This window comes from Wolbachia endosymbiont of Trichogramma pretiosum, assembly GCF_001439985.1.
Lineage (GTDB): Bacteria > Pseudomonadota > Alphaproteobacteria > Rickettsiales > Anaplasmataceae > Wolbachia.
In genome coordinates, this window is sequence record NZ_CM003641.1 from 333,421 (window position 1) to 345,618 (window position 12,198).

General features: G+C 33.8%; 11 protein-coding genes. 7 read left to right on the forward strand and 4 right to left on the reverse strand.

Features of this window, described 5'->3' with window-relative positions; genetic code table 11:
* Nucleotides 1–21: 21 nt before the first annotated feature.
* Both wTpre_RS01570 and wTpre_RS05650 read left to right on the forward strand, forming a co-directional pair.
* Nucleotides 22–1,011, forward strand: coding sequence for a ribonucleotide-diphosphate reductase subunit beta (locus wTpre_RS01570; protein ID WP_068651462.1), 990 nt, complete (start codon nt 22–24; stop codon nt 1,009–1,011).
* A 131-nt stretch (nt 1,012–1,142) separates the two neighbouring features.
* Entirely contained in the window at nt 1,143–1,289 is a 147-nt protein-coding gene (locus wTpre_RS05650) for a hypothetical protein (protein ID WP_157055006.1), read from the forward strand.
* Nucleotides 1,290–1,554: 265 nt separating this feature from the next.
* On the opposite strand, the gene ygfZ is transcribed toward wTpre_RS05650, so the two are convergent.
* Nucleotides 1,555–2,352 carry a CAF17-like 4Fe-4S cluster assembly/insertion protein YgfZ gene (ygfZ, locus tag wTpre_RS01575; RefSeq protein WP_068651464.1) on the reverse strand — a complete coding sequence of 266 codons (798 nt, stop codon included), beginning with the start codon at nt 2,350–2,352 and terminating at the stop codon, nt 1,555–1,557.
* Nucleotides 2,353–2,464: 112 nt separating this feature from the next.
* On the opposite strand from ygfZ, the gene wTpre_RS01580 reads away from it, so the two are divergent.
* The 5 genes from wTpre_RS01580 to wTpre_RS01600 all read left to right on the forward strand — a co-directional run bounded on the left by wTpre_RS01580 (nt 2,465) and on the right by wTpre_RS01600 (nt 9,144).
* Nucleotides 2,465–2,755: a co-chaperone GroES gene (locus tag wTpre_RS01580; protein WP_068651466.1), complete on the forward strand. Its 291-nt coding sequence runs from the start codon at nt 2,465–2,467 to the stop codon at nt 2,753–2,755.
* 87 nt (nt 2,756–2,842) lie between these two features.
* Nucleotides 2,843–4,501, forward strand: a complete 1,659-nt coding sequence (gene groL, locus wTpre_RS01585; RefSeq protein ID WP_068651468.1) for a chaperonin GroEL — start codon at nt 2,843–2,845, stop codon at nt 4,499–4,501.
* 204 nt (nt 4,502–4,705) lie between these two features.
* A complete protein-coding gene (locus wTpre_RS01590) occupies nt 4,706–5,209 on the forward strand; it encodes a protein-disulfide reductase DsbD domain-containing protein (RefSeq protein ID WP_068651470.1) in 504 nt (167 codons plus the stop codon).
* Between the two features lie 107 nt (nt 5,210–5,316).
* Nucleotides 5,317–6,642 carry an alanine:cation symporter family protein gene (locus tag wTpre_RS01595; RefSeq protein WP_068652591.1) on the forward strand — a complete coding sequence of 442 codons (1,326 nt, stop codon included), beginning with the start codon at nt 5,317–5,319 and terminating at the stop codon, nt 6,640–6,642.
* A gap of 390 nt (nt 6,643–7,032) precedes the next feature.
* Nucleotides 7,033–9,144 carry a hypothetical protein gene (locus wTpre_RS01600; protein ID WP_068651472.1) on the forward strand — a complete coding sequence of 704 codons (2,112 nt, stop codon included), beginning with the start codon at nt 7,033–7,035 and terminating at the stop codon, nt 9,142–9,144.
* On the opposite strand, the gene wTpre_RS01605 is transcribed toward wTpre_RS01600, so the two are convergent.
* The 3 genes from wTpre_RS01605 to wTpre_RS01615 form a co-directional block, all read right to left on the reverse strand.
* Complete coding sequence (locus wTpre_RS01605; protein WP_068651474.1) at nt 9,131–9,721, reverse strand: Maf family nucleotide pyrophosphatase; 591 nt, start codon at nt 9,719–9,721, stop codon at nt 9,131–9,133. The genes wTpre_RS01600 and wTpre_RS01605 overlap by 14 nt on opposite strands.
* Nucleotides 9,718–9,954 carry a translation initiation factor IF-1 gene (gene infA, locus wTpre_RS01610; protein ID WP_068651476.1) on the reverse strand — a complete coding sequence of 79 codons (237 nt, stop codon included), beginning with the start codon at nt 9,952–9,954 and terminating at the stop codon, nt 9,718–9,720. Before infA ends, wTpre_RS01605 begins: the two co-directional genes overlap by 4 nt.
* Nucleotides 9,955–10,024: 70 nt before the next feature.
* Nucleotides 10,025–12,154 (reverse strand): hypothetical protein, encoded by a 2,130-nt coding sequence (locus wTpre_RS01615; protein ID WP_068651478.1) that lies wholly within the window; start codon nt 12,152–12,154, stop codon nt 10,025–10,027.
* Nucleotides 12,155–12,198 lie beyond the last annotated feature (44 nt).

Below are 12,198 nucleotides of genomic sequence, written 5' to 3' on the forward strand. Positions count from 1 at the left end.
TTCAAAATAATTAGGTACCTTATGTCATTGCTAGAAGCAGATCCAATATACAAGCCTTTTAATTATCCTTGGGCATATGATGCATGGTTGCAGCAACAAAGGATACACTGGATACCTGAAGAAGTTCCGCTTGCTGATGATGTGAAAGATTGGAAAACGAAACTTTCGAATGTAGAGAAAAATTTATTGACCCAGATTTTTAGGTTTTTTACTCAAGCAGATATTGAAGTAAATAACTGCTATATGAGGCATTATTCAAATATATTTAAGCCAACAGAAATATGTATGATGCTTGCAAGCTTTTCCAATATGGAGACTATACACATTGCAGCCTATTCATACCTTCTAGATACGATTGGCATGCCAGAAAGTGAATATCAAGCATTCTTGAAATATGATGCTATGAGAAAGAAGTATGAATACATGTTAGAATTTGAGGAAAGTAAAAAGCACGATGAAAAACATGTTGCTAAAACTTTAGCAGTATTTGGTGCCTTCACTGAAGGATTGCAGTTATTTGCATCATTTGCAATTTTGCTCAATTTTCAACGGTTTGGAAAAATGAAAGGTATGGGGCAAATCATTGCTTGGTCAGTACGTGACGAAACCTTGCACACCAATTCAATTATCAATTTGTTCAATACGTTTATTAAAGAGAATAATGAAATTTGGAATGACGAGTTCAAAGAAGAATTATATTCCGCATGTCGCACTATTGTTGAACTTGAAGATGAATTTATAAGTCTTGCTTTTGATTTAGGAGATATTGAAGGGCTATCTGCAGGGGAAGTGCGCAATTATATACGTTACATAGCAAACAGAAGGTTAACGCAATTAGGTCTTAAATCTATATACAATGTTAAAGACAACCCCATTCCGTGGCTTGATGAAATACTAAATGGCGTGGAACATACAAATTTCTTTGAAAATAGAGTAACAGAGTATAGCCGTGCAGCAACTCAAGGCACTTGGGAGGAAGCTTTTGCTAAAAACGATACAAAAAGTGAATAGCAGTAACTTCACCCTTTTTTATCGTTTTAACGGAAGCTTGCGATACATATCACAGGTGGAAGGAGGAAGAATTTGATATAAATCATCTATTTAGTCTAGAGAAAAGAGAGTATAGATATAAGGTTACATTATTGCATGTAATAGTTGGAGATTTTGATTGCTTAGAGGAGGAGAAGAAGAAGTTAATTAGCAAAGGTGCTAATGTTGGTGCACGAGGTTCTTTAGGTTGTTGTTTACAAGATTGGGAGGTGGTTTTGTTAGTATTGAAAATTACATAATGTGTATTATGGAAAATACAAGAAACACAAGATTTTAGCAGGAGAAAATGAAATTTTTGCTCTTCTCAAACATCATAAAAAGTGCCTGTTGAACTCCCATATTAGCATCCAAAAACACTCAAGTATTATTTAAGAGTGTTTAAAATCTTCACTTAAAGACCATTCCTTTTAGAGGAATATCAAAATCACAAATAAAAAAGATTGAATTGGATAACTATCACAAACACTTAAGCAAGAAAAAGGGTCTTTTACTCGAGTAGATATTTTATAACGTCTTAATACTAACTCCACCAACATATAAATTTGTGTGGCTTTTTCCAGTATTAAGCAATGCAAGTCCAATATTGTCAACACTAGAGCGTAGTTCTCCTACTTCTTCATTATATTCGCTGATTACTTTAGTGCCAATATTTGGAAGTGCATTTTTTCCCTCAACAAAGTAAAGTTTCCTTCTGAACTTTTCTTGTCTGCTCATTCGATTTACAACTTCCTGACCTATATAGCACCCTTTATTAAAGCTTATACCATTTATCTTATCGATTAAATATTGCAGCGGAAATGATGAATTTTGCACCATATCTTTTGCCCCATCTGGGACAAGGTTTTTAATTCTAACTTTTTCATACTGAATAAAATCTCCAACCGGTTCTTTTATTTCATCTTCATGTATGATCCTCATTCCTAGCAGCTTGTGCCTTGGATCTTGAAAAATAACTTGTGACTTACCACTACACTCCGTCAACTGAGCATCAAACAAAACTCCAACCTTATATAGTGAACTAATGTCTTTAATCCTCACTCTAAGGTAAGTTTTGAGCAAGTCTAATTTTTCAATTATTTGCTTTAGATGGGCATTTTCACACTCCAAATAAATATATTTATCATGCTCAATGAGGAAAAAATCGTACAGATATTTTCCCTGAGGATTAAGTAATAAAGAGTAAATTGCCTGCTGACTACTTAGTTTATTAATATCATTTGTTATAACACCCTGAAGAAAATCTCTCGTATCTGGTCCGTATAAAGATATTAGACTACGGTTTACTAGCGGTATGTAACCCATAAAACTTCTGTTCAAACCTTAATTATACACTTTTACTAACTCCAACCCTTGAAATGTAACCTTTAGATGACTACATATAACTGTAGTTTAATCTATTAATGAGGAAACATAAATGTCAAGTGTAAATTTGAATGTATTAGACGATAACGTGCTAATAAAGCCCATTACTGAAGAAAAACAAGGTGGAATTGTATTGCCATCAAGTGCTGAAAAGAAGCCTACTAAAGGTGAGGTTATAGCAGTTGGTAGTGGTTCACGCAACTCAAGCGGAGAGCGTATGGCTTTAACTGTAAAAACTGGTGATAAGGTTTTCTACAGGCAGTGGGCTGGGACAGAAGTAGAGCATGATAATGAAAAGTATGTCGTGATGAAGGAGTCAGACCTACTTGCTGTTATCAAGTAGGTATCCCTATTTTACTAAACTAATGCGCTATATGGTGCATTATGTATTTTAATATTCTAAATTTTATTAATTTGAGGAGTGATAAAAATGGCTAACATAGTAGTATCAGGCGAACAGTTGCAGGAAGCCTTTCGTGAAGTTGCAACAATGGTTGACTCAACGGTGGGAGCAACTGCAGGGCCTAGGGGAAATACAGTAGGAATTAGCAAGCCGTATGGTGGACCAGAGGTTACAAAGGATGGCTATAAGGTAATGAAAGGTATCAAACCTGAAAAACCATTACACTCTGCGATAGTAAGCACCATTGCTCAAAGTGCTTCTCAGTGTAATGACAAAGTCGGTGATGGTACAACAACATGTTCAATACTGACTAGCAATATGATAATGGAAGCTTCAAAGTCAATTGCAGCTGGAAATGATCGTATTTGTATCAAAAATGGAATACAGAAGGCAAAAGATGTGATACTAAAGGAAATTACATCAATGTCTCGTACAATTTCTTTAGAGAAAATGGATGAAGTCGCACAAGTTGCAATAATTTCTGCAAATGGCGATAAAGATATTGGTAATAGCATTGCTGATGCTGTTAAAAAGGTTGGAAAAGAAGGCGTCATCACTGTTGAAGAGAGTAAGGGTTCAAAAGAATTAGAAGTTGAACTTACAACTGGTATGCAGTTTGATCGTGGTTACCTCTCTCCATACTTTGTTACAAATAATGAAAAGATGAGCGTGGAACTTGATGATCCATATTTGCTGATTACAGAAAAAAAACTTAATATTATTCAACCTTTACTTCCTATTCTTGAGGCTATTTTTAAGTCTGGTAAACCTTTGTTTATCATTGCAGAAGATGTTGAAGGTGAAGCATTAAGCACTTTAGTGATCAACAAATTACGTGGTCTGAAAGTTGCTGCAGTAAAAGCTCCAGGTTTTGGTGATAGGAGAAAGGAGATGCTCGAAGACATAGCAGCTTTAACAGGTGCTAAGTATGTCATAAAAGATGAGCTTGGAATCAAGATGGAAGATTTGACTCTTGAAGATCTTGGTACTGCTAAAAATGTTAAAATCACTAAAGACAATACCACAATTGTTAGTGAAGACAGCGACTGTGATAAACAAAACAGAGTAAGTGCTAGAATTAACCAGATTAAATCTCAGATTGAAACTTCAACCTCTGATTATGATAAAGAAAAGCTGAGAGAGCGTTTAGCGAAATTATCAGGCGGTGTTGCTGTGCTCAAAGTTGGTGGAGCAACCGAAGTAGAAGTAAAAGAACGAAGAGATAGAGTTGAAGATGCACTTCATGCAACAAGAGCAGCAATTGAAGAAGGGATAGTTCCAGGTGGGGGAGTTGCACTTCTTTACGCTGCATCTGCTCTTGACAAGCTAAAAGCTTCAAGCGATGAAGAGCAAATAGGTATCAACATTGTCAAAAAAGTTCTCAGTGCTCCAATCAAAAGATTGGTTAAAAATGCTGGTCTTGAATCTGCTGTTATAATTGACTATTTGATTAAGCAGAATGATAAAGAGCTTATATACAACGTTGAGGCTATGAACTACGCTAATGCATCAACGGCTGGTGTAATTGATCCGGCAAAAGTAGTTCGTATTGCTTTCGAAACGGCAGTGTCTGTAGCAAGCGCACTTATTACTACTGAATCTATGATAGTTGATCTACCAAACAAAGAAGAAAATGCTTCATCACCTATGGGAGCAGGAGCAATGGGCGGAATGGGTGGATTCTAAGTAAACAAGAGCCTTGGAGTAGTTGCTCCAAGGTATCTTTCTAGTTCTAAAAAGTCTTACATTTATAAAGGAATAAGTTTTCGATTTTCTATGCAAAGCCACTGCTATTTATATAAGTTATAATTGCTAGTACATTTCTATTGTAATTATATTATATTAATAATAGATAGAACTTAAATTATTTTCTTCATAAATAGAGTATTTATGAAAATGCGTATATACTCAATCCTACTTTTACTTTTTTCTTGCACTCAATTGTGCGCTGAAGAAGAAGTTGCAAAATTTGATCTGCTCATTGGTGAGGTAAATAAAGCAAACCTCACCATTGAAGGTGCAATAAAGGTTACAATAAAATTAGGTTGGCATATATATTACAAAGACCCTGGAGATTTCGGCCTTCCTACTTCTTTTGACTGTCAAGGTAACATATCAAATATAGATATTCATTGGCCTACTCTCAAGGAACATGAAGATAAAGTTGGGGAAGTTACATTTGTGAGTAACATATATGAAGATATGGTGTTATTTCCCTTTAAAACTAATATTATTCCAAATCAGGAACACGCTGATATTAACTTTCATGTAAAGTACGCAATATGTAAAGATAGGTGTATCCCTAAAAATGCCGAGATAAAAACCACTCAACCACTAAAGGATTTTATGGATTCCGATATCAATAAACTCATAAATGAGTGGTATGAAAAATAGGATTTTAGCAGGCTTACTATAGCTTTTATAGTATTACTTCTCATAAACAATAAGTTAGGTATTTTTAATTTTTGCTATATACTCGAATGAAAATCTCTCTTTTACAGATGGATACAGTAAAGTTTATTTTATTACTTCCAACAATACTACTCATACTAGTTGCTGGTGTTTACCTATCGGTTAAACTAAAATGGTTACAGGTGTTTAGACTACCGTATGCCGTTTCACTTATTGGAGCTAAAAGAGGAGAAAATAAATTTTCTTCTATAGCTGCCCTCTTTACAATCTTAGGAGGAAATTTAGGAGTAGGAAACGTTTCAGGCACTGCTGTTGCTCTAAAAACCGGAGGACCAGGATCCATTTTATGGATGGCAATAATTGTTGTTGTTACTTCTGTGATAAAATATGTTACTTGTTACCTAAGTATAAAAACTAGAAAAGAAAAAAATGGACGGTTTATAGGTGGACCTATAGCCTACATGACTGATGCATTTAATTCTAGAAAAGCTACAGTTGTGTTTCTAGTTATTATGATGATGGTTTCAATAACAGTTGGTAACCTTGTTCAGGTAAATTCTCTATCAATACCACTCAGCATGGTAGATATACCTGTAGTCATTGGCGGCATTGTAATGGCCATAATATTTTTTGTTGTTGCAGCTCTCAGCTTAAAAAAAATTAAAATTTTTATATCGGCTATTATACCGATAATGACGGTAAGTTACCTCACACTTTGCGGTATCATATTATTTAAGTTTAGTGAAAATATTCTTCCTTCTCTAAAACTAATAACAAGCAATTTTTTTACAACTAGTAGCTTTAACTATGGCTTATCTTTAGGTTTAATTTTAGAAATGTTGACTATTATTCAAGTAGGAACTCTTCGAGGTATTTTTGCAACAGATATAGGACTTGGCCTCGAAGGAATTGTACACTCCTCGATTACTCCTAAAAAAAATAACAATAAATTTATCATTGAACAGAGTCTAATCACAATAATATCTCCTCTTATAGTTGCACTCATAGTGTTCATTACAGCAATGGTACTGCTTGTCACAGATTCTTGGATTACTGATTTAGAGAGCACTAACATGTGCATTTTTGCTTTTAGAAAAGCTATTAATTGGCCCTATACTGACTATTTAATTATGGCTATAATGTTTTGTTTTGCCTTTACTACTATCTTTACTTGGTTTTTTTGTTCAAAACAAACAATACGCTATGTATCTATGGATGACAAATACACTAAAATCTGGACTGTAGTTTTTACCTTAATCATTCCATTTGGTGCAATCGGTGGAGTTAAGTTACTCTGGGATATCGCTGATATTTCAATTGCTGCTTTACTGCTCATAAACATACTTGCTATACTCAAGCTCACTTCTCAAGATCCAGAAGTATTTACTATGAGTAGCAAATACTTGAAGTTGTAAAAACAGAGCTTAAGCAATATTTTAAGTTATCATCCCAATCTGGAATACAGTCTTTCATGAACTTTATCAAAAATGTTGTGTTTTAAAATAACATTTTTATGCTCACTAACTGAGTGCCACTGGATCCCAGTGTCAGCTATTAAAATGACATATTTTGGTGAAAATTACTCTTATATTACAACGTTTGTAGTTATGAATTTGATTATAGGATCAAGTCTAGAAAAATCTAGATTCCAGACTGGAATGACAACTTAAATTGCTTGATGTGAACATAAAATAGCTCATGTCATCACGTTAGTAATACAACATCTTTAATAAAAATTAAATCAATTCCCGTACTAATTGTACTAGCTAAGCCTAAAAGGCAGAGGGTTATTACTGAGGGAAAATATGAATACTCAAAGCACACAACAATATAATGAATTCATTCGAGGATTTTTTACTTTATTCGATGAAATAAAAAAGGAAGACGACCCAATTTATAATTCCAGAGTTGGTTTTAATGCAGTAAAGTTTCTAATAAACCACTCCATCTGGAATTTAGAGACAGATGAAGACAAAAATAAAGCTTATAAAGTTATTCTTCCAGAGCAGAACAAGATAAAGAAAGCCGAACAAAAGCTTGAAAGTGAAGTTAAAGCAAGGTTAAAAGAGTATGTTGATGATATCGCAGGAGTTTCAATATATGGTGATCACACAAGTATTACACTGGGAGATAACAAAAAAGAGTTTAAAATCAGCGAGTTTTTAAATAGTGACTTTTGTCGTAAGAAAGGAATTTCGGGATTTTCAACGCTGCATAGTGATGGAAAGAGCGGAATGCACGGTTTTGTTGACGAAGAAGGAGAGAAAAGAATAAGGCATTATATTGTAACCGATGGTTCATATGAAATGACTTTAAATTGGTATGACAAAAATGGAAAAAAATGTACTATCAAAATCAATATTGATAAAGATGGTGTAGATCTCACTGAAAGTAATGGTGTTACTGAGGAACAATTAAAAGCAAACACAGATATAAAAATAGGTGGCTTATTCCTATATCAAATACAATTCAAGGAAAAAGGACAAGAACAAGAGAATCAACAATCATCTGAAACTTTCATAGAAAGTGATATTAGTAAAGGTGTTGGCGTTCAAGCTACTCAAGATCAAGAAGTTGAGTTTAAGCATGCAACGACTAGCACTACAAATTATAACAACGTATCTGCTAAAAAGATTCCACCGTCACTGCCACCTAGAGCTAGTTCATTACCTAATAATCAGAGAAAAGATGAGTATCAGCCAATACGGATTAATAGTAGAAATAACGACAATTCTCCATATTCTGATGCTTCTTCAAGCAGTACTATTTTCACCAAGTCTGTAATCTACAATCAAGATAATACACAAGAAGATAAACGGTATGACAATCCTACATTTGCTACATTTGGAAATGATGTACCTGGAAGCCGAAAATCAGATGAAAGTGAGCAAATATCTAATAATTGGCAAAAAGGTGAAATTTTTGATCCTACAGCTACTGAAAGCGCTGCAACAATACAAGACGTCGGCAATACTGGAAATAAGCAACCACTAAACGAAGATGAGTATATAACGCTTTCAAAGCCTCAATCAGATTATAAACAAGAAAAAGATTATCTTAGTATTAAGGAAAACGAAGAAAGAGGAAACGATAAACAAAAAGAAACCGAAGATAAGTTACAAGAAAATGAATCTCCAGAATATAGCTCAACAGACATAAAAACAAACGATTCGGGCTATTCATCTCCAACTCACTCTAATCATGAAAAATCTCAAGTAAATTCTGGAAAATTAAAAGAGAACCTAATGAATGTTGAACAAAGAGATGATACCCTACTTACGGAATTTACCAGTAAGTTGGATAAAGAAACTCAGAAATTCCTGCTAAAACCAGTAAATCAAAAGAAAATGAGTGGGCAAACAAAAGAACATTTATTAGCAGCTGGATTGCTAAAAGACAATGCAGCTGAGAAAGAAATAAACGACTCAGGTTACTCATCTCCAACTTACACTAGCCACTATAATTTTCAGCTCAATTCTGAACAATTAGAGAAGAGATTAGAAACCATTGAACCAAAAGATACATTGGAAAAATTGAATAAAGGATTGAGAGAGCCTTCACACCAGGCTACTAAAGATTTATTCTCAGAAAGTATGTTGAAAGAAATAAAAGAAGGTAAAGAATATAACCTTGTACGTAAGTTCTTAGAAAGAAAAGCTGCAGAACAAGAAGCAGAACAAGAAAATGATAATACTAATCTGACTATAGATAAAAATAGCGAACTATATAAATTGATAGAAAAAGATGCAGCACAACTGAAAGCTGGAATAGTAGAAGAGGAAAGAAAAGTTACTTTAACAGAAAGCAATGATAGTACTGATCGCAATAGAATTGCATTAGCAAATAGAAATAGAATATGGGCTAAACTTATTGCTGAAGAAAAACAAAAAAAGGACAGTGGTATTAGTATAGGTTAAAGTAATTACTTAGCAAGCAATGGGTTTCATGTAATGGTAACCCTATTACAGAAGAGTATGAGCCACGTAAAAATAATACAAACATTTCTGCAAGACCTTGTATGTTGCATGCCCCTGCCCTGTTTTTCCACTCTTCTGATGCTAAATAATATTTAATTTCTTGTTCGCTGAGACGCTTAAATTTCACTATTGTAACTACAGTCCTAATATGCTGTTTAGATTGATCAGGGGTTAATAAACACACACTGGTGTATACTCTATGCCTTCTTCCTGATAGCAAGCGAACGCATTTTTCTGCTTGCTCAACGTTTTCAGCTTTGAGCAGTATCCTTCTACCACAAGCAACAACTGTATCAACACCAAGCACAAAGTAATTTGGATTTGCACTTTGTATTTTCTCGGCTTTACTTTTTGCCATACGGATTGAGTAATCTTTTGGCAGCTCTTTCTTCATAGGAGATTCATCTGTATCTGCTGGCAAAACTAAACCTGGCTTAATATTTATTTGCTTTAGTAAGGCTACTCGCCTTTCTGATGATGAAGCAAGAATAAGATTATCTAGAGGTTGTTTTATCACTTGAGCCTTTTTATTATCCTACCCTTTCTTGCATTCCTATCGTAAATACTCATCTCAACTAACACTCTATCGCCTATAATGATACGTATTTTGCTTCTTCTCACTCTTCCTGATACATGACAGATAATCTCATGCTCATTGTCCAGCTTCACTCTAAATTCTGCTGCAGGTAGTAAGGCAGTTACTGCCCCTTCCACTTCAAAAATTGTTTTTGATTTGTCTTCTTTTGTCATTTTCGCATTATAATTTAATAATCTTTTTCAGTCTACTATAGATTTTAAATTACTATCAATACAGGAGATTTTATACTCTAAGTGAGTATTGCTCTTGCAACTTAACTTCAATCACCTCCTTAACAAGGCAAGAGGAAAGCGAGCTACCTACACTTCTACTCTCTACTAACTTCTCAATAGAACTGATATTAGAAGATAAATCATTATCACAATTTTCCTCATCGCTATCAAGTCGACTATCAAAACTTGAAGATCTGGATAACTCTGTCTTCTTTTGTGAGGCACTATCAGGTTCACTAAAAACGTTTCCTGCTAGAGTATAAAATTGATGATTGAAGCTTCTTTGTTCAACAGAAATCATACTAGGAGATAAACAATCATCACTATTATATCCGCCATCAGAGCTTGAAGATATGAGTAACTTCATCTTTTCTTCCAGTGGAACACAAGACTCATTATTAGTCTCATTAAAAATATTTGTTGTTGGAGTATAAAATTGATTATTAAGAATCCTTTGTTCATCAGCATGAATTTTTTTTCCCAGTTCATCGGCTATTTCTACAACTTTATCATCACATTCATTATTATACACTAGTTTGCTTCTTAACTCTTCAACTTCCCATGCTAGTTTGCATATCTCTTGTTCATAAGATTCTAGTTGTGCTTTATGTTCATCTTTCAACTCTTGCACTTGAAGTTTTAAATTGCTTATATACTGCTCCTTTTCCTTCATTAGGCTTGCTGCTTCTTTTAATTTTTCTTCTAACTCCTTCTTTTCTGCATCAACACGTTTTAGCTTGCCCTCTAGCTTTCCTTTTGCTTCACATACATTCTTAAGTTCTTGTTTTTTCTCTTGTAACTCTGCTAACACGCTTGCTAACTTTTCATCTTTTTGTGCCAGTTCAGTTTGCAATTCCGTATTTTTTTGCCCTTCTTTTCCAAAACTGTTTTGTAAATCAGTTATTTGTTGTGAAGCAATTTCTGGTTGAGTTTCAGTGTGCTGTAAATTGTCTTCCAATGCATTGCTATTAATAGAAAGAGAAGAAGGAAGGCTATTATCAGCATCAACTTTATTATCTAACTTTTCCTCTGGTTCCTTACCTTGATAAGCCACCATAGATTCATTGTAAAGATTAATAGGAGTAGCCCTATTCTCTTCTAGTGATTCCATTACAGCATCATATAAGGAGAGACCTTGAATATATAATTCATCGTTTTGCTTTATTAATTCTAGAACCTCCTTCGATGAAACAAAATCTTCATCATTAAATTTTAGTATTTCAGTTATTCCATCGCTACTCACATTCATAATCATGGTACACATTCTTGATCCATCTTTTGCAGCCCAAGTGCTTGTCATTTCATAATATGCACCTTCTTTAAATTCATAATATCTTTTCTTATCTTTTTTATGAGCGTGTATTTCATGTTTTTTATTGTAATATATATTCAGTTCTTTAATATCTTTCTCTTGCTGTAAAACGTTACTAATCTTTGTTGGCTCACTATTGTCGTAATGAGTAAAGTTAATATTCAAAACTTTGTTATTATTGTCAATTTCTTCACAATAAACTTGAAAGTACTCTTTCCATTTTCCAAAATACCTACTTGCAACTCCTTTTCCTTCCTTTACTAACTCTATGTATTTACCTATATTTTTCTCAAATCCCTCATTAACAGGCTTTTCTCTTTCTTTTACTGCTTCATCCACATACATTCGCTTAAAATCATTATCACCTATCAGATTACTAAAACGCCAATTACCATAAGCTTTTTGTATATCAGCAAAGTCCATCTTTTCTCTCAAAAGCGCTAATAAGCTTATCTTATCTTTCAAATTTTCTAATTCATAATCGAGAAAATCATCAAAACTGTATAACTTTTTATACAGTTCTCTATCTTCTATAATTGAGCGAAGAAATTTCATTATAGTAAGGTTCTTAATGGAAGGCTCATTTTTTTCTACATCATTAATATAGCTTTTGAGAAATTGAAATATACCAAGCCCATCACTATCTTGGACAAACTTCTCTCTATCATTAACACAATTGTTGCCCTGTGATGAACATAATCTATTATGCAATTTTTGCAAGTCATGTATTGACTTAACTACATATTCCGCAACTGACAATTCTCTCAGCTGATCACTTGTTTTTTCCGCTTTCATTGCTTTGTCTCCCTTAGTCAAACCTGCAATCATAATACTACTCCTTTAACTGTGTTTATACTATAACAATCAACATG

Excerpts from the sequence above, each read along its gene's own strand:
- wTpre_RS01595 (WP_068652591.1), top strand. The coding sequence starts at position 5,317 with ATGGATACAGTAAAGTTTATTTTATTACTTCCAACAATACTACTCATA.
- wTpre_RS01570 (WP_068651462.1), top strand. The coding sequence starts at position 22 with ATGTCATTGCTAGAAGCAGATCCAATATACAAGCCTTTTAATTATCCT.
- wTpre_RS01600 (WP_068651472.1), top strand. The coding sequence starts at position 7,033 with ATGAATACTCAAAGCACACAACAATATAATGAATTCATTCGAGGATTT.
- wTpre_RS01580 (WP_068651466.1), top strand. The coding sequence starts at position 2,465 with ATGTCAAGTGTAAATTTGAATGTATTAGACGATAACGTGCTAATAAAG.
- wTpre_RS01615 (WP_068651478.1), bottom strand. The coding sequence starts at position 12,154 with ATGATTGCAGGTTTGACTAAGGGAGACAAAGCAATGAAAGCGGAAAAA.
- infA (WP_068651476.1), bottom strand. The coding sequence starts at position 9,954 with ATGACAAAAGAAGACAAATCAAAAACAATTTTTGAAGTGGAAGGGGCA.
- wTpre_RS01590 (WP_068651470.1), top strand. The coding sequence starts at position 4,706 with ATGAAAATGCGTATATACTCAATCCTACTTTTACTTTTTTCTTGCACT.
- groL (WP_068651468.1), top strand. The coding sequence starts at position 2,843 with ATGGCTAACATAGTAGTATCAGGCGAACAGTTGCAGGAAGCCTTTCGT.
- ygfZ (WP_068651464.1), bottom strand. The coding sequence starts at position 2,352 with ATGGGTTACATACCGCTAGTAAACCGTAGTCTAATATCTTTATACGGA.